We start from the raw sequence: 17,300 nt of genomic DNA on the forward strand, positions 1-17,300 counted from the left end.
TATTTTCTTGGAGGAGAATAGAGGAGACAGGAGAATTATGCCGCCGCCCCGAATACAAATCCACTTTATATATATGATGTCCGGAATCACTACAGCTTATAACTGTTGCCGTGCAGCATGGTTTACGGACGATCGATGCGCCCAGCGCAGGCGAGGCCCTTAACGCCGCTCGGGCGCTATCGCACGCAATTGGGCGGCAAATTGCGCATGGGCGGCGGCATCCACGGGCCTATGCTTGCGTTGGGCGGAAGCCGGATCGTTTCCCAGATAATTGTCGCCCTTCCAGTTGCGTGCCGGCCGGACCGGCCGCGCGACAAAACCGCCGCCGCAATTCGGGCATACATTCTGCAACAAACCGTCGACGCAGGACGCGCAAAACGTGCACTCATACGTGCAAATGCGCGCATCCGGCGCGGCGGGCGGCAAATCCTTATTGCAATGTTCACAGTTCGGCCTCAATTCCAGCATGCTCCATCTCCTGGTTTGCGCGCGGCCGCCGAATGGCGCCAGCACCCAGCCATTCTAGGCTAGCCGGGCACTGGCGCAAATGACAAAGATATGCCGAATCCTGCCAATTTAGGCGTCGGCCGGCTTGGCGGGCGTCTTGTCGCGCAACATCGCCTTAATACCGCGCAAGCCCTGGCGGATGCGCGCCTCGTTCTCGATCAAGGCGAAACGCACATACTCATCGCCATACTCGCCAAAACCGATGCCGGGCGACACGCACACCTTGGCCTCGGCCAGCAGGCGCTTGGAAAACTCCAAGGAACCGAGATGGCGGTACGCCTCGGGAATATGCGCCCAGATATACATCGACGCCTTCGGCTTCTCGACGGGCCAGCCGGCCTCCAGCAAACCTTTGACGAGCACATCGCGGCGGCTCTGGTACTGCGCGCAAATATCGCTGACGCAAGCCTGATCGCCCTCCAGCGCGGCGATCGCCGCCACCTGCACCGGCGTGAAACTGCCGTAATCGTGGTAACTCTTAATGCGCGCCAGCGCCGCCACCAGCTCGCGGTTACCGACCATGAAACCGATGCGCCAGCCGGCCATGTTATAGCTCTTCGACAGCGTAAAGAACTCGACGGCGACATCGCGCGCGCCCGGCACCTGCATGATGGACGGCGCCTGCCAGCCATCGAAAGTAATATCGGCGTAGGCCAAATCATGGACGACGAGGATATCGTGCTGCTTCGCCAGCGCGACGACGCGCTCGAAGAACTCCAACTCGACGCACTGCGCCGTCGGATTCGACGGAAAGCCCAGCACCATCATCTTCGGCTTAGGATAACTCTCGCGGATGGCCCGCTCCAGCTCGGCGAAAAAATCCACGCCGGGGCCCATGCGCACCGAGCGGATATCGGCGCCGGCGATCACCGCGCCCCAGATATGGATAGGATAACTGGGGTTCGGCACCAGCACCGTATCGCCGCGGTCCAGCGTGGCCAGCATCAGATGGGCCAGGCCCTCCTTCGAGCCTATCGTGACGATGGCCTCGGCGTCCGGATCGAAATCCACGTCATAACGCTTCTTATACCAGTGCGCGATGGCGCGGCGCAGGCGCGGAATACCCTTCGACGCCGAATAACCGTGGGTATCGGGGCGTTTAGCCGTCTCGACGAGCTTATCGACGATATGTGCCGGCGTGGCGCCGTCCGGATTACCCATCGACATATCGATAATATCTTCGCCGCGGCGGCGCGCCGCCATCTTCAATTCGGCGGTGATATTAAACACATAAGGGGGCAAGCGATCGATGCGCGAAAAGCGGCGCGGAGTTGGGGATGGAGTCATCAAATATCTCTACGTAAGCGCCCGGAACCGTCCGAGCGACGTGGCGCGATGAGCGCGCCTGCCCCATCCTAAAGGCAAACGGCGAAAATGACAATCCCCAACAATGGGGTCAGGTCTAGACATGGCGGTTTCATGCCCCACAGCAGTGTCGCTAAGCACTTGCGAGGCGGTAAACCGCCATGTCTAGACCTGACCCCATTGTTGCTAAACCGCCATGTCTAGACCTCCCCCCTAGGGGGCAACATAGTGGCGGCGAAAAAAAAGCTGCCTTCTTGCGAGGGCAGCTTTTTTGGCCTTGCGGCACGCTTATTTCGCCGGCTCCGGCATGTAGGGCAGCACGCGCGACGCCAGCCGGGTGTCGGTCTTGATCAGGCCGACTTCGTCCGCGAGGATGCGCACGGCTTCGTTGAGCAGCACGTCCTTGGCGTTCTTCGCCGCTTTTTCCGCATCCAGTTCGGCCGTCAGCGCCCGTTCGTCGCCCTGCAGCCCGTCGTCGGTGCGCAGCGCGCCCCGCACCGCCGCAACCTGCCTAGCCGCCTTCGACGCGGTTTTCTTGCCCAGCGCCTTGTTCAGCGCCTCTTTCGGATCGGGCAGCACGACCAGGTCGTCGCTGCCGTTGCCGGCGGCGGCCACCAGCAGGCGCTTTTCGCGCAGCTTGGCGCGCGCTTCCTGGCTGTCGCGCTCCTTGCGGCGCACGGTTTCGTTGAGCGAGATCAGGTTTTCCTTGCGCTGTTTGCTCACCAGGGCGATGTCTTCCTGCAGGTACTGGAAGTCCTTGTCCTTGGCCACGCGCGCCTCGTGCTTGCGGTCGAGCAGCGTCACGATGTCCTTCAGGTCGCCGGCCGGCACGAACAGCGCCGGTTTGATCGACGTCCACGGCAGCGCATTGTCGTAGCTGGACTCGCCGAAGCTGTCGCTGTCGGACATGGCCGGCAGCTTGATGTCGGGCGTGACGCCGCGCAACTGGGTGGTGCCGCCGTTGATGCGGAAAAATTGCGCGATCGTCATCTTCAGCTCGCCGTAGCGGGCCTTGTCGCCACCGCCGAAGGTGTCCAGATTGATCAGTTGCTGCACCGTGCCCTTGCCGAAGCTGGCCTCGCCGATGATCAGGCCGCGGCCGTAGTCTTGCAGCGCGGCGGCGAAGATTTCCGACGCCGATGCCGAACCGCGGTTGATCAGCACCCCGACGGGGCCGTCCCAGACCAGGCCGGGGTTGGTGTCGCTTTCAATGTCGACCTTGCCGGTGGCGTTGCGCTGCTGCACCACCGGACCGCGGTCGATGAACAGGCCGGTCAGCTCGACGGCCTCGTTCAGCGAGCCGCCGCCGTTGTTGCGCAAGTCGATCAGCACATTCTCGACCTTGTCCTTTTTCAGCTCGCCGAGCAAGCGCGCGACGTCGCGCGCGGCGCTCTTGAAGTCCTTGTCGCCACGCCGGCGCGCCTCGAAGTCCTGGTAGAAGGTCGGCAGGGAAATCACGCCGACGCGGCGCTTGACGCCGTTGTCCTTGACTTCGATGACGGATTTCTTCGCCGCCTGCTCTTCCATGCTGATTTTCTTGCGCACCAGCGAGACGGTCGCGTGCTTGGCGTCCGGGCCTGCGTCGGCCGGCAACACGTCGAGCCGCACCACGGAATCCTTGGCGCCGCGGATTTGCGTGACAACGTCGTCTATGCGCCAACCCAGCACTTCGGTAAACGGCCCATGCTCGCCCTGGCCGACACCGACGATGCGGTCGCCCACCTTGAGCTTGCCCGACAGGCCGGCCGGGCTGCCCGGCACGATTTCGCGGATCACCGTGTATTCGTCGCGCGTTTGCAGCACGGCGCCTATGCCTTCGAGCGACAGGCGCATGGCGATGTCGAAATTCTCCGACGCCCGCGGTCCCAGGTAGTTGGTGTGCGGCTCGATCGACATCGCGTAGGCGTTCATGAAAATCTGGAACACGTCTTCGCTGTTGAGCTTGCGCGAGCGGCTCAGGTAATTTTCATAGCGCTTGTCGAGCGTGTCGCGGATCGCCTTGTCTTCCTTGCCGGCCAGCTTCAGGCGCAGCCAGTCGTTCTTGACGCGCTTGCGCCACAGTTCGCGCACCTCGTCGTCGCTCTTCGGCCAGGCGGCCTTTTCGCGGTCGTACTGGTAGCTTTCGTCGGCGCTGAAGTCGAATTTACTCTTGAGCAGCTCGCGCGCATAACCGATGCGCTCGTCGAAGCGCTGCTGGTACATATTGTAGATGGCGAACGGCGCGCCCAGGTTTTCGCCGGCGATGGCGTCGTCGAGCTTGCCGCGCACGGCGGCGAACTGGTCGATGTCGGCCTGCACGAAGAACAATTTTTCAGCGTCGAGCGACTTGAAGTAGCGGTCGAAGATCTTTTCCGACATCGCATCGTCGAGCGGCGTGGTTTTGTAGTGGTAGCGCGACAGCACGCGCGAGGCCCACAGCGCGGCCTGGGTTTGCTGCGCCAGCGGTTTCATCTGCGGCGCCGCGATCTTTTCCGACTGGGCCGCGCCGGCTTGCGCTGACATTGCCACCGCCAGGACGACCAGCATGATTTGTTTCTTCATCGGCTTCTCCGAAAAGTGATATGCGATTTACCGGCGGCGCGGCATCGCCGCGGCCGCCATGAAAACAGTGCCCGCAATTGAGACGTGGACATAATATTCTACAGGATACAGCAGGGCGCAAGCCCCCCGCCCAGCAGTTTCATCGAACAAGCTTAAGCGCCGCTGAAGATGCGCGTCGCAACACTTACAAAATGAAACATTGCCTGCCTGTTGGATGGGCGCGAAGCCGGCTGGCCGCAGCCCTTGCCCAAGTCATAATCCTGTCATTTTTGCTCGCTAGAATGGCGCCGGTTCGTTCCCCCACCCTTCAACAGAAAAGCTCATGAACAACAAAGACCGCGCACCAGCCAGCATCGACCCAGACGACATTGGCTACAACGACACCCCGAACGACCATTTCAGCGCGATCCTCGACCAGCGCGTCAGCCGGCGCAACCTGCTGCGCGGCGGCGCGGCGTCGGCCGCCAGCGTCATGCTCGGCTCGCTTGGCCTGAGCGCCTGCGGCGGCAGCAGCAGCGACAGCCCGGTCAGCCCGACGCCGCCCGTGGTCGTCCCGCAGCCTCCGGAAAAACTGCTGGGCTTCACGGCCGTGGCGAAAAACCTCAGCGACGTCGTCACCGTGCCGGCCGGCTACACCGCCAGCATCCTCTACGCGCTGGGCGATCCGCTGTCGGCCGCGACCCCGGCCTTCAAGAACGACGGCAGCGACAGCGACTACGAAAACCGCGCCGGCGACCACCATGACGGCATGGAATTCTTCGGCCTGAGCGCCGACGGCAAGCCATCCACCACCAGCGTCGAGCGCGGCCTGCTGGGCGTGAACCACGAAGCGACGACGAACCAGGCCCTGTCCTCGTTCTTCATCCACACCGACGGCGGCAGCAACACGTTGCCGCGCCCGGCCGCCGAAATCGACAAGGAAACGGCGCTGCACGGCGTCTCCTTCGTCGAAGTGCGCAAGACTGGCGGCAAATGGGAATACGTCAAGGATTCCGCCTTCAACCGCCGCCTGACCTGCCTGACCCCCTGCGAAATTTCCGGCCCGGTCAGCGGCAACGCCTTGCTGGTGACCAAGTTCTCGAAGACGGGCACGACCACCCGCGGCACGCTGAACAACTGCGGCACGGGCAAGACGCCATGGGGCAGCTTCGTCAGCGGCGAAGAAAACTGGTCCGGCTACTTCACCCGCGCCAAGACCGACGATGCGGCGCGCGGCAACGACAAGAGCGTCGCCTCGCTGAAACGCTATGGCCGCAGCCAGGGCGCCGCATCGCGCCACGGCTGGGAAAGCGGCGGCAGCGACGACAAGTACGCGCGCTGGAATAACAGCAAGCTGGGCGCCTCGACGGACGGCAGCGACGACTACCGCAATGAAATGAACGGCATGGGTTACATCCTCGAAGCCGATCCCTACAACAAGGGCAAGGCCGCCAAGAAGCGCACCGCGCTGGGCCGCTACGCCCACGAAAGCGCCGCCTTCGGCAAACTGGTCGCCGGCCAGCCGCTGGCCGTCTACATGGGCGACGACTCGCGCAACGAGTACATCTACAAATTCGTCTCGACGGCCTTGTGGAACGCCGCCGACGCCAATCCGGCCGACATGCTGGCCACCGGCGACAAATACCTCGACAAGGGCAAGCTCTACGTTGCCAAGTTCACCGCCGACGGCAGCGGTTCCTGGATTGAGCTGTCGATCGGCAACCCGCTGATCGCCGCCTACGCCGGCTACACCTTCGCCGACCAGGCCGACGTGCTGGTCAACGCCCGCCTCGCCGGCGACGCCGTCGGCGCCACCAAGATGGACCGCCCGGAATGGTGCTCGGTGAACCCGGCCAACGGCGAGGTCTACTTCTCGCTGACCAATAACAGCAACCGCAACGTCAACGCCAGCGGCTCCTCGCAACTGGCGCCGGACAGCGCCAACCCGCGCGCCTACACGGACATGAAGGGCAACAGCGCGCAGAACGGCAATCCAAACGGCCACATCCTGCGCGTCAAGGAAGGCAGCGGCGGCGCCGCCGCCCTCGTCTTCAGCTGGGACGTCTACCTGTTCGGCGCCGAGTCGGGCGCCGACGCCGGCAAGGTCAACCTGTCGAGCCTGACCTCGGACCAGGACTTCTCCAGCCCGGACGGCCTGGCGTTCAGCCCGTCGACCGGCATCTGCTGGATCCAGACCGACGACGGCGCCTACACCGACGTCACCAATTGCATGATGCTGGCCGGCCTGCCGGGCCAGGTCGGCGACGGCAAGAAAGTGACGCTGAGCTATCCGACCAACGCCGGCGCCCCGCTGGTGGTCGACACCTTCGTCGGCAAGGCCGCCACGCCGGACACGCTGAAACGCTTCCTGGTCGGCCCCATCGACAGCGAAATCACGGGCATTTGCGAAACGCCGGACGGCAAGGCGCTGTTCGTCAACATCCAGCACCCGGGCGAGGGCACGAACCAGGCCAACATCGCCGACCCGAGCAAATACCTGAGCCAGTGGCCAAGCAACGCCGGTTACGGCGCCGGCAAGCGGCCGCGCTCGGCCACCATCGTCATCACTAAAAACGACGGCGGCCGCATCGGCAGCTAAGCGGCTTTAGACCAATCCGGGCGGGTTCAGTTCCTACACTGAACCCGCTTTTTTTTCGCCCCGTCCGGAGAGGCGCCGCCGCAGTGAAATACTGTGCGTTTTGGAGAGAATATAAGGCGAAAATGCGCGCAGAATAGTGGCTCAATAGCGAATATTTCGCTCTACACGCATGCGTTCTATGAAGGGGGACAGAACATGTCCAACATCAAGATATTCAAGTTCGACGGCGCCATCCAGGGCTACCCGGAATCCCGGCCGAGCAGCGTGGCGGCGATGCGCGCCCAGCTTGCCGAGCTCGTCGGCAACGCCGCCATCGTCTCGATGCACAAGGCGGCGCTGCCGATGAAGCCCTGTCCGGGCATGCCCAGCGGCTCCATCAATGTCTATGAGGTGACGGCGCTGGCCTGGTTCACGCTCGAGCATCGCGACGACGGCACCCAGGGATTCGTGCGCCTGGCCGACTTCGACGCCGATGCGGCGGGCATTACTGCAGAGTTCGCCTCGCTGCGGCGCCCCGCCCCGGCGCGCTCGGCGCATCCGCTGCGGACCTATGCGCGCGACTGGGCCGGCGGCATGGTGAGCTACCAGCCCAAGGGCCGGCCCAGCGCCGCCGCCCAGCCGCTGCGCAAGCGCGCCACCGAAAACGCCTGAGCGGGCGCCGCCGCGCTCAGAAACGCCACAGCGCCGGCAACAGCTCCGGCCGGACATGGCGCAGGGCCGCGCCGGCCAGCCCGGCGATGAGCAGACAGGGCCAGGAGCGCGCGGCGATGCGCCAGTCCGCCGCCGACGGCCAGCAGGCCAGGAATTGCGGCGCCACGGCAAAAGCCAGCATCAGGTCCAGCGTTTCGAAGGACCAGCCGGGCCGGGTGCGCCAGGCCGCCACCCAAAACGGCAGCGCCAGTACCAGGAACGGCGCCAGCGCCGCCGGCGCCGCGTTGTACCAGCGGACGCGGGTCAGCAGCACCGAGCCGAGCTCCCAGCCTTGGCCGACGCGGCGCGGCACGACGGTGAACGCGGTCGGCCGGGCCAGCGTCAGCAAGCCGACGCCGAAATGCGCCAGTTCGTGGCACAGCGTGCCGGCCAGCGTGAACAGGAAGAAAAACGGGTGGCGCGCCGACAGCGCGCGGATCAGCAGCGCCAGCAGCAGCGACGGCGCCAGGTAGAGCAGCATCTCGCGCTGCTGGCAAACCCAGGCTGGCGCCAGCGCCGTACAGGCGGACAGCATGGCGGTTGGCGCCGGCATCGCCTAGCCGGTGTAGAAGCAGCGTCCGCAAGCCTGGCGGTAGCGCTCGTTGCCGCCGATGCTGATCTGCTCGCCCTGCCTGAGGCGCTTGCCGTCCGCGTCGACGCGGATGTTCATCGTCGCCTTCTTGCCGCAGCTGCAGATGTTCTTGAGTTCCTCCAGGTCGTCGGCCAGCGCCAGCAGATAGGCCGAACCGGGGAAAGGCTCGCCCATGAAGTCGCTGCGCAAGCCGTAGCAAATGACGGGCACGCCCTTGACCTGGGCCAGTTGGTGCAACTGCCGCACCTGCGCCGCGCTGAGGAACTGCGCCTCGTCCACCAGCACGCAGGCCACCTTCGGGATGGCGGCGAGGAAATCGGTGGCGGCGTCGAACACGGCCACCTCGCGCTGCGGCCCCAGGCGCGACGTCACCTGGCCGACGCCGTAACGGCTGTCGATGGCCGCCGTGTACAGCAGCACCGTCTGGCCCTGCTCCTCGTAGTTGTGGGCGACCTGCAACAAAGCCGTCGATTTGCCGGCGTTCATCGCCGAATACCTGAAATATAGTTTTGCCACTGCCGACCTTCTGCCAGTAAATCCCAAAGACGGCGATTATAAATCCCGGCGCGCCGCCGCCGCCAAAAAACCGGTTGCCGGCGCGGCGGTCCCATCCCGGCCCCTTGCAAAATCCGCATATGCAAGCGCGGAAACATTCCTTCCGCCGCCGCGCCGCCCGGCCTACCATGCGCCCTTTCCGCTTCAGGAGCAATCCGTATGAACACACCCCCCACCCCGGCCCTATTCGGCCTCATCGGCAACACGCCGCTGGTCGAGGTCACCAGGATAGACACCGGCCTGTGCCAATTGTTCCTGAAACTGGAGTCGCAGAACCCCGGCGGCTCGATCAAGGACCGCGTCGGCCTGTCCATCATCGAGGCGGCCGAGGCCGACGGCCGGCTGCGCCCGGGCGGCATCATCGTCGAGGCGACGGCCGGCAACACCGGCCTCGGCCTGGCGCTGGTGGGCCGCCTGAAGGGCTACCGCGTGCTGCTGGTGGTGCCCGACAAGATGTCGGCGGAAAAAGTGCTGCACCTGAAGGCGCTCGGCGCCGAGGTGCGCAGCACCCGCTCCGACGTCGCCAAGGGCCACCCCGAGTACTACCAGGACTACGCGGCGCGCCTGGCGCGCGAACTGCCGGACGCCTTCCTCGCCGACCAGTTTAACAACCCGGCCAATCCGCGCGCCCACGAAACGACGACGGCGCCGGAAATCTGGCGGCAAAGCGGCCACGCCGTCGACGCCATCGTCGTCGGCGTCGGCTCGTCCGGCACGCTGACCGGCCTGAGCAACTACTTCCGCCAGGTCCAGCCGGCCCTGGAATTCGTGCTGGCCGACCCGCAAGGCTCCATCCTCAGCGAATACGTCGACACGGGCCGGCTTGCCGCCACCAGCGGCGCCTGGGCCGTCGAAGGCATAGGCGAGGACTTCATCCCGGCCATCGCCGACTTCAGCGGCGTGCGCAAGACCTACACGGTCAGCGACCAGGACAGCTTCGACAGCGCCCGCGCCCTGCTGCGCGCCGAGGGCATCCTGGGCGGCTCGTCGAGCGGCACGCTGCTGGCGGCGGCGCTGCGCTACTGCCGCGAGCAAACCACGCCGAAGCGCGTCGTCACCTTCGTCTGCGACACCGGCGCGCGCTACCTGTCCAAGGTCTACAACGACGGCTGGATGTTCGACCAGGGCCTGCTGCAGCGCCCGCCGCTGGGCGACCTGCGCGACCTGATCGGCCGCCGCTTCGACGCCGGCGACGTCGTCAGCGTGGCGCCGTCCGACACGCTGCTGACGGCCTTCAACCGCATGCGCGGCGCCGACCTGGCGCAACTGCCCGTGCTCGACGGCGCCCGCCTGGCCGGCATCATCGACGAGTCCGACCTGCTGCTGCAGGTGGCGCAGCAGCCCGAACGCTTCACCGGCCTGGTCGGCGAGACGATGACGCGCCAGCTGGAAACGCTGCGCCCGGACGCCGGCCTGGCGGCCCTGCGGGCGACGCTGGCGCGCGGCCTGACGGCCGTCGTCGCCGACGACTGGCGCTTCTACGGCCTGATCACCCGCTTCGACCTTCTCAACCACTTACGCAGGACATTATCTTGAGCCAGAAAAACACCCCCGCCGCCCGCAAGGCCCATCTGGCCACCCGCGTGATCCACGCCGGCCAGTCGCCCGACCCGACGACCGGCGCCATCATGCCGCCGATCTACGCCACCTCGACCTATGTGCAGGACAGCCCCGGCGTGCACAAGGGCCTCGACTACGGCCGCTCGCACAACCCGACGCGCTGGGCGCTGGAGCGCTGCGTCGCCGACCTCGAAGGCGGCGCCCAGGGCTTCGCCTTCGCCTCCGGCCTGGCGGCCATCGCGACGGTGCTGGAACTGGCCGACGCCGGCGCCCACATCATCGCCGGCGACGACATGTATGGCGGCAGCTACCGCCTGTTCGAGCGCGTGCGCCGGCGCAGCGCCGGGCTCGACTTCAGCTATGTCGACTTGACCAAGCCGGAGAGCCTGCTGGCGGCGATCCGCCCGGAGACGCGCATGGTCTGGGTGGAAACGCCGACCAACCCGATGCTGAAACTGGCCGACCTGCGCGCCATCGCCGCCATCTGCCGCGAGCGCGGCATCATCGCCGTGGCCGACAACACCTTCGCCAGCCCGATCGTGCAGCGGCCGCTGGAGGCGGGCTTCGACATCGTCGTCCACTCGACCACCAAGTACCTGAACGGCCACTCCGACATCATCGGCGGCATCGCCGTCGTCGGCGCCGAAACCCGCCAGGCCGACTGGCGCGAGCAACTGGCCTTCCTGCAGAACTCGGTGGGCGCCATCGCCGGCCCCTTCGACAGCTTCCTCGCGCTGCGCGGCGTGAAGACGCTGGCGATCCGCATGCAACGCCATTGCGCCAGCGCGCTGGCGCTGGCGCAGTGGCTGGAAAGCCAGCCGCTGGTCAAGCGCGTGCACTACCCCGGCCTGGCCTCGCACCCGCAGCACGCGCTGGCCAGGCGCCAGATGGACGGCTTCGGCGGCATCATCTCCGTCGAACTGGCCACCGACCTGGCGGGCGCGCGCCGCTTCCTGGAACGCTGCGAGGTGTTCGCGCTGGCCGAAAGCCTGGGCGGCGTCGAAAGCCTGATCGAGCACCCGGCCCTGATGACGCACGCCTCGATCCCGGCGCCGCAGCGGGCCGCGCTGGGCATCGGCGACGCGCTGGTGCGCCTGTCGGTCGGCATCGAGGACCTCGACGACCTGCGCCACGATCTGGCGACGGCGCTGGCGGCGATCTGAGGCAAAGGCCGGCCTACGCCGGCCGTTTCCGGCCTTGCAAATGTAACGATATGGCAATCTGAGCGTTTGATTCACCTTCCCGTCCGCGCCGTTTTCCGCTGTTGACACGCTCCGCAAATCAGTGGAGAGTGGGTGTTGTAATGCAAGATTTGTTGCATGTCGGGGGCGGACCATGAAAACCTTACTCTTCCTGTTGAGCGTGCTGCTGGCGGCGGCGCCGGCCCGGTCCGCGCCGCCGCTGGTGCTCAACTCCGCCTTCACCGCCCCCATCACGGCGCCCGCCGGCGACGGCCTGCTGGACCTGCTGTACGCCGAGCTGTTCCGGCGCGTCGGCGTCGCAGTCGAAATCCAGAGCGCCTCGGCCGAGCGCGGCCTGCTCAACGCCAACAGCGGCATCGACGACGGCGACGTCTCGCGCGTGTTCGGCATCGAGCAAGCCTACCCCAACCTGGTGCGCGTGCCGGAGCCGGTGTTGTATTACCAGATGGTGGCCTTCAGCCGCAAGGCGCCGTTCGCCGTGGCCGGGACGGCCAGTCTGCGCCCCTACGACGTCGGCATCCTGACCGGCTGGAAAATCCTCGAACGCACGATCGTCGGCAGCCGCTCGCTGCTCAAGCTGGAAACGGGGCGCCAGCTCTTCGCCATGCTCGACCTGGGCCGCATCGATGTCGCCGTCATCGAAAAATTCGAGGGCCTGCACTTCATCAAGAGTATGGACTTGCAGGGCATCGCCATGATGCAGCCGGCCCTGGTCGAAGGCGACTGGTTCCTCTACCTGCACAAACGCCACGCCGCGCTGGCGCCGCGGCTGGCCGAGGCGCTGCGCGCCATGAAGCGCGACGGCACGCACGGGCGCATCGTCGCCGCCGTGATGCGCCGCTACGCGCAATAGGGGCGGGCCGTGCGCGCGCTGCCGCCCCCGTGGTTAGGCGAACTGGCGCGCAGCCACCTGGGGCGCCGCTTCGCCATCCTGATTCTTTTGTTCAGTTCGCTTGTGACCCTGCTGTCGACGGCCTTCCAACTGGCCCTCGAATACCGCCGCGACGTCAGGGACATCGCGGCCCAGCTCGGCCAGGTCGAAGCCAGTTACGCGGCCAGCCTGGCATCGAGTTTGTGGATTACCAGCAACAACGACTTGCAGCTGCAACTGCAGGGCGTGATGCGCCTGCCCGACCTGCAATACGCCGAAGTGCGCTCGGAGGTGGGCCAGCTCGTCGCCAAAGCGGGCCAGCCGGGCGCCGGCGCCATCCTCAGCCGCGAATTCCCGCTGCGCTTCACGCACCGCGGGCAAGCCGTCTACATCGGCAAGGTGCGCCTGGTCGCCAGCCTGGACGGCGTCTACCGGCGCCTGCGCGAGAAGGTGATCGTCATCCTCGTCACGCAAACCGCCAAAACCTTCCTCGTCTCGCTGTTCATCCTGGTGCTGTTCCAGTACCTGCTGGGGCGCCACCTGAAACGCATCGCCGCGTATTCGGACCGGCTGTTCGCCGGGCCGGCCGAGGACGCGCTGGCGCTGCGGCGGCGCGGCGGCGCCGGCGACGAGCTGGACCATATGGTGGCGGCGCTGAACGGCATGCGCGCGCGCCTCGACCAGACCCTGCGCGGCCTGCAGGAAAGCGAGTTCCGCTGGAAGTTCGCGCTCGAGGGCGCCGGCGACGGCGTCTGGGACTTCGACATCCCCAGCGGCGCCGTCATCTACTCGCCGCGCTGGAAGGAGATGCTCGGCTACCGCGACGAGGAACTGGCCAACCACCTCGACACCTACACGACGCTGTGCCACCCGGACGACCTGCGCCGCGCGCAGGTGCTGCTGGACGCCAATTTCGCCGGCTTGACCGACACCTACAGCATCGAGCAGCGCATGCGCTGCAAGGACGGCAGCTGGAAGTGGGTGATGGCGCGCGGCATGGTCGTGGCCAAGGACGCCGGCGGCCGCGCCCTCCGCATGATCGGCACGCACACCGACGTCAGCGCCCGCCGCAACGCCGAGGACGCCGTGCAAACCATGCTGGCGCAGACCGAGCAGGCGCGCGCGGCGCTGCGCGCCGCCAACGCCGGCATGGAAGCCCAGGTGCGCGAGCGCACCGCCCAGCTGGAGCTGGCCAACAAGGAGTTGGAGGCGTTCTCGTACTCCGTCTCGCACGACCTGCGCAGCCCGCTGCGCGGCATCGACGGCTGGAGCCTGGCCCTGCAGGAAGACTACGGCGAGCGGCTCGACGCCACCGGCCGCCAGTACCTGGACCGGGTGCGCGGCGAATCGCAGCGCATGGGCCGGCTGATCGACGACATGCTGCACTTCTCGCGCCTGGGACGCGCGGCCATGACACTGCGCGAAGTCGACCTGACGGCGATGGCGCGGCAGATCGCCGCGCGCATCGCCGAGCGCGAGCCGGAGCGCGCCTTCGTCTTCGACATCGAGGAGGGGCTGGCGGCCAGCGGCGACTGCCGCCTGCTGGAGGTGGCGCTGGAAAACCTGCTGCAAAACGCCGCCAAATTCAGCGCCGGGCGCGCGCCGGCGCGTATCGCCGTCGGCCGCGCCGGCGCCGCCGACGCGGGCGCCCAGCCCGCCGCGCGCGCCTTCTTCGTGCGCGACAACGGCGCCGGTTTCGACATGCTGTACGCGCAAAAACTGTTCGGCGTGTTCCAGCGCCTGCACAAGGCCAGCGAATTCCCCGGCAGCGGCATCGGCCTGGCGACGGTGCAGCGCATCGTCCAGCGCCACGGCGGCGCCGTCTGGGGCGAGGCCGCCATCGGCAGCGGCGCCACCTTTTACTTCACCCTGAAGGACCAGCCATGAGTGCCAAAGCGATCCTGCTGATCGAGGACAATCCCAGCGACGTCGGCCTGACCGAGCGCGCCCTCAAGAAGAGCAACATCACCAACGCGCTGGTGGTGGCCAACGACGGCCAGGAGGGCCTCGACTACCTGTACGCCGAGGGCGTCCACGCCGGCCGCGACGGCACGCTGCCCGTGCTGGTGCTGCTGGACCTGAAACTGCCCGGCTTGAGCGGACTCGACGTGCTGCGCCGCATCCGCGCCGACCCGCGCAGCCACCGCGTGCCGGTGGTGATCCTGACCTCCTCGCGCGAGGAGCAGGACATCGCCGCCGGCTACGACCTGGGCGTCAACAGCTACATCCGCAAACCCGTCGACTTCCACCAGTTTGCCGACGTGATCGGCCGGCTCGGCCTATACTGGCTGGTGATCAACGAAAGCCCGAACGGAGCGTGAGGCGATGAGCACCCCCCTTGCCGTGCTGCTGGTCGAAGACTGCGTCAGCGACGCCGAACTGATCCTGCGCTGCCTGCGCCGCGCCGACTTCGACGTCGACGCCGAGCGCGTCGACTGCGAAACCGCGCTGCGCTCGGCGCTGGCGCGGCGCGCCTGGGACGTCGTGCTGTCCGACTTCAACCTGCCCGGCTTCAGCGCCAACGCGGCGCTGGCCTACCTGCGCGACGTCGGCGCCGACCTGCCCTTCATCGTCGTCTCGGCCAACATCGGCGAGGAGACGGCGGTGGCGCTGATGAAGGCCGGCGCGCACGACTACGTGATGAAGGCCGACCTGGCGCGGCTGGCGCCGGCCGTCAAGCGCGAGATCAACGAGGCCGAGCAGCGCCGCCAGCACCGCCGCGCCGCCGAAGCCCTGCGCGCCAGCGAGGAGCGCTGGAACTTCGCCCTCGAAGGGGCCGGCTACGGCGTCTGGGACTGGGACATCCCCAGCGGCCAGGTGCTGTACTCGGCATGCTGGACGGCGATGCACGGCTACGCCGCCGGCGAGGTCGAGCAGACGATGAGCGGACGCGAGCGCCTGATCCACCCGGACGACCTGCCGCGCGTGCAGGCGGCGATGCGCGACTACTTCGGCGGCGCGATGCAGCGCTACAAGAACGAGCACCGCGCGCTGTGCAAGGATGGCAGCTGGAAATGGGTGCTCGACAACGGCATGATCGTCAGCCGCGACGCCGCCGGCCGGCCGCTGCGCATGATCTGCACCCACGTCGACCTGTCCGAGCGCAAGCGCGCCGAGGACGCGCTGCGCGAGCTCAACGAGCAACTGGAAAGCCGCGTCGACGAACGCACCCGCGAACTGCGCCAGGCGATGGCGCAAATCATCGAATCGGAAAAGCTGGCCTCGCTGGGGGCGCTGGTGGCGGGCGTGTCGCACGAATTGAACACGCCGATCGGCAACATGGTGCTGGCCGCGTCGGCGCTGGGCGACCAGTTGCGCGCCATCGCCGACGGCGTCGACGCCGGCAGGCTGACCCGCTCCGGCATGGTCCAGCTGCTGGCCGAATGCCGCGACGCCAGCGACATCATCGTCCGCAACGGCAACCGCGCCAGCGACCTGATCGACAGCTTCAAGCGGGTGTCGGTCGACCAGACCAGCCAGCGCCGGCGCCGCTTCGACCTGCGCGCCACGGTGCAGGACAGCCTGAACGCGCTGGGCGCCGTGACGCGGCGGGCCAAGGCGACGGTGGACTTGCGCATCCCGGAAGGCATCGAGATGGACAGCTTTCCCGGCCACCTGGAACAGATCATCAACAACATCATCATGAACTCGATCACCCACGGCTTCGACAGCAAGAGCGGCGGGCGCATCGTCCTCGACGCGGCCCTGCAGGACGGCATCGTCGAACTACACTACAGCGACGACGGCCACGGCATCGCCCGCGCGCTGCACCACAAGGTATTCGAGCCCTTCTACACCACCAAACTGGGGCAAGGCGGCTCCGGGCTGGGGCTGTCGATCGTGCACAACCTCGTGCAAGCCATCTTCAAGGGGCGCCTGCGCCTGGAAAGCGACAGCGGCGAGGGCGTGCAACTGCACTTCTCGCTGCCGGCGATAACGCCGCACTGACCTTGGGCGCATTCAGGACCCGTCGAGCAGCACCGCAATACGCTCGTTGAGCACGGCGTTCTCCGTCTGCAGCGCGGCGACGCGCCCGCGCAACTGCGCCACCTCGGCGCGCAGCCGCTCGGCCTCGCTCGGCTCGGCGGCCTGGTCGGGGGCGGCGCCCTCCTTCGCCTCCTTCGGCTCCCTGGGCGGGCGCGTCGCCGCGCGCTGCTCGCGGATTTCCTTGGCCGCCTGCTGCAACTGCTTCCTGCCGCCAGCCACGGCGGCGACCTGTTCCGCCTGCGGCAGCGAGGCGACGGTGGCCGCCGCGTTAATCGAAATCGTCCCCGAGCGCACCGCCTCGACCAACTCCGGGGTGGCCGCCTTCTGGATTTTTTCGATCTGGCCGATCTGGTTGCTGCTCAGGCGCGCCGCCTTGGCGATATCCTCGCGGGTGCTCAGGGGCTGCACGCCGGCGCGGGCCGGCTCGGCGCCATCCTCGGCCGCTGCCGGCGCGACGCCCTTCGCCGCGACGATCTCCTTCTTGCGCAACGCCAGCACGCCACGCTGGAAATCGGACACGCTGCGCCGCGCCAGGTGGTTGTCTATCATCCACAGCATCACGTCGTCGAGCGACTCGAAGCCCGTGTTCTGCACCGTCTTGAAGGGAATATTGTGCTTGCGGCAAATCGCATAGCGGTTATGGCCGTCGATCAGCACATCGTTCCACAGCACCAGCGCGTCGCGGCAGCCCTCGGCCAGCAGACTGCGTTCCAGCGCCGTGTATTCGCTGGTGGTGAGCGGGTCGATGTAGGAGCGCAGCACCTCGTTGATTGTGATATCCATGATTGTCCTTGGTAAACGGGCGCGGACGGCAGCCGCTGCCGCGCCGCCAGCATGCTACACCATATTCGGACGCCGCCACACTGCCGGCGCCGCGCCCATCCACGCCAAGCCCGCCGGTTTGCGGCCGGC

At 66.8% G+C, this 17,300-nt stretch carries 14 protein-coding genes; 8 read left to right on the top strand and 6 right to left on the bottom strand.

Annotated features, from left to right (window positions below):
• Positions 1–159: 159 nt before the first annotated feature.
• From OIK44_RS20085 to OIK44_RS20095, 3 genes are all read right to left on the bottom strand, one after another.
• Entirely contained in the window at positions 160–468 is a 309-nt protein-coding gene (locus OIK44_RS20085) for a DUF1272 domain-containing protein (protein ID WP_273673347.1), read from the bottom strand.
• Positions 469–576: 108 nt separating this feature from the next.
• Positions 577–1,794 carry an alanine transaminase gene (alaC, locus tag OIK44_RS20090; RefSeq protein ID WP_273673348.1) on the bottom strand — a complete coding sequence of 406 codons (1,218 nt, stop codon included), beginning with the start codon at positions 1,792–1,794 and terminating at the stop codon, positions 577–579.
• Between the two features lie 306 nt (positions 1,795–2,100).
• Positions 2,101–4,353: a carboxy terminal-processing peptidase gene (locus tag OIK44_RS20095; RefSeq protein WP_273673349.1), complete on the bottom strand. Its 2,253-nt coding sequence runs from the start codon at positions 4,351–4,353 to the stop codon at positions 2,101–2,103.
• Positions 4,354–4,675: 322 nt separating this feature from the next.
• Here OIK44_RS20095 and OIK44_RS20100 point away from each other — a divergent pair, with 322 nt between their 5' ends.
• Positions 4,676–6,931, top strand: coding sequence for a PhoX family protein (locus OIK44_RS20100; protein WP_273673350.1), 2,256 nt, complete (start codon positions 4,676–4,678; stop codon positions 6,929–6,931).
• A gap of 195 nt (positions 6,932–7,126) precedes the next feature.
• Entirely contained in the window at positions 7,127–7,582 is a 456-nt protein-coding gene (locus OIK44_RS20105; protein WP_273673352.1) for a hypothetical protein, read from the top strand.
• A 16-nt stretch (positions 7,583–7,598) separates the two neighbouring features.
• On the opposite strand, the gene OIK44_RS20110 is transcribed toward OIK44_RS20105, so the two are convergent.
• Positions 7,599–8,174, bottom strand: coding sequence for a hypothetical protein (locus OIK44_RS20110; RefSeq protein ID WP_273673354.1), 576 nt, complete (start codon positions 8,172–8,174; stop codon positions 7,599–7,601).
• 3 nt (positions 8,175–8,177) lie between these two features.
• Positions 8,178–8,729, bottom strand: a complete 552-nt coding sequence (locus OIK44_RS20115; protein WP_273673355.1) for a thymidine kinase — start codon at positions 8,727–8,729, stop codon at positions 8,178–8,180.
• A gap of 198 nt (positions 8,730–8,927) precedes the next feature.
• On the opposite strand from OIK44_RS20115, the gene OIK44_RS20120 reads away from it, so the two are divergent.
• From OIK44_RS20120 to OIK44_RS20145, 6 genes are all read left to right on the top strand, one after another.
• Entirely contained in the window at positions 8,928–10,304 is a 1,377-nt protein-coding gene (locus OIK44_RS20120; RefSeq protein ID WP_273673356.1) for a cystathionine beta-synthase, read from the top strand.
• Complete coding sequence (locus tag OIK44_RS20125) at positions 10,301–11,491, top strand: trans-sulfuration enzyme family protein (protein ID WP_273673357.1); 1,191 nt, start codon at positions 10,301–10,303, stop codon at positions 11,489–11,491. The genes OIK44_RS20120 and OIK44_RS20125 overlap by 4 nt, the downstream gene beginning before the upstream one ends.
• Positions 11,492–11,663: 172 nt before the next feature.
• Positions 11,664–12,383: a substrate-binding periplasmic protein gene (locus OIK44_RS20130; protein WP_273673359.1), complete on the top strand. Its 720-nt coding sequence runs from the start codon at positions 11,664–11,666 to the stop codon at positions 12,381–12,383.
• Positions 12,384–12,392: 9 nt separating this feature from the next.
• Complete coding sequence (locus OIK44_RS20135; protein ID WP_273673360.1) at positions 12,393–14,288, top strand: PAS domain-containing protein; 1,896 nt, start codon at positions 12,393–12,395, stop codon at positions 14,286–14,288.
• Positions 14,285–14,722, top strand: a complete 438-nt coding sequence (locus OIK44_RS20140; protein ID WP_273673362.1) for a response regulator — start codon at positions 14,285–14,287, stop codon at positions 14,720–14,722. Before OIK44_RS20135 ends, OIK44_RS20140 begins: the two co-directional genes overlap by 4 nt.
• Positions 14,723–14,726: 4 nt before the next feature.
• Positions 14,727–16,349, top strand: coding sequence for a hybrid sensor histidine kinase/response regulator (locus OIK44_RS20145; RefSeq protein WP_273673363.1), 1,623 nt, complete (start codon positions 14,727–14,729; stop codon positions 16,347–16,349).
• Positions 16,350–16,361: 12 nt separating this feature from the next.
• Here OIK44_RS20145 and OIK44_RS20150 read toward each other — a convergent pair whose 3' ends face one another.
• Entirely contained in the window at positions 16,362–17,171 is an 810-nt protein-coding gene (locus OIK44_RS20150) for a hypothetical protein (RefSeq protein ID WP_273673364.1), read from the bottom strand.
• Between the last annotated feature and the right edge of the window lie 129 nt (positions 17,172–17,300).

This window comes from Janthinobacterium fluminis (assembly GCF_028595325.1).
Lineage (GTDB): Bacteria > Pseudomonadota > Gammaproteobacteria > Burkholderiales > Burkholderiaceae_D > Janthinobacterium > Janthinobacterium fluminis.

Excerpts from the sequence above, each read along its gene's own strand:
- OIK44_RS20150 (WP_273673364.1), bottom strand. The coding sequence starts at position 17,171 with ATGGATATCACAATCAACGAGGTGCTGCGCTCCTACATCGACCCGCTC.
- OIK44_RS20095 (WP_273673349.1), bottom strand. The coding sequence starts at position 4,353 with ATGAAGAAACAAATCATGCTGGTCGTCCTGGCGGTGGCAATGTCAGCG.
- OIK44_RS20105 (WP_273673352.1), top strand. The coding sequence starts at position 7,127 with ATGTCCAACATCAAGATATTCAAGTTCGACGGCGCCATCCAGGGCTAC.
- OIK44_RS20100 (WP_273673350.1), top strand. The coding sequence starts at position 4,676 with ATGAACAACAAAGACCGCGCACCAGCCAGCATCGACCCAGACGACATT.
- OIK44_RS20110 (WP_273673354.1), bottom strand. The coding sequence starts at position 8,174 with ATGCCGGCGCCAACCGCCATGCTGTCCGCCTGTACGGCGCTGGCGCCA.
- OIK44_RS20140 (WP_273673362.1), top strand. The coding sequence starts at position 14,285 with ATGAGTGCCAAAGCGATCCTGCTGATCGAGGACAATCCCAGCGACGTC.
- OIK44_RS20120 (WP_273673356.1), top strand. The coding sequence starts at position 8,928 with ATGAACACACCCCCCACCCCGGCCCTATTCGGCCTCATCGGCAACACG.
- OIK44_RS20130 (WP_273673359.1), top strand. The coding sequence starts at position 11,664 with ATGAAAACCTTACTCTTCCTGTTGAGCGTGCTGCTGGCGGCGGCGCCG.
- OIK44_RS20145 (WP_273673363.1), top strand. The coding sequence starts at position 14,727 with ATGAGCACCCCCCTTGCCGTGCTGCTGGTCGAAGACTGCGTCAGCGAC.
- OIK44_RS20085 (WP_273673347.1), bottom strand. The coding sequence starts at position 468 with ATGCTGGAATTGAGGCCGAACTGTGAACATTGCAATAAGGATTTGCCG.
- alaC (WP_273673348.1), bottom strand. The coding sequence starts at position 1,794 with ATGACTCCATCCCCAACTCCGCGCCGCTTTTCGCGCATCGATCGCTTG.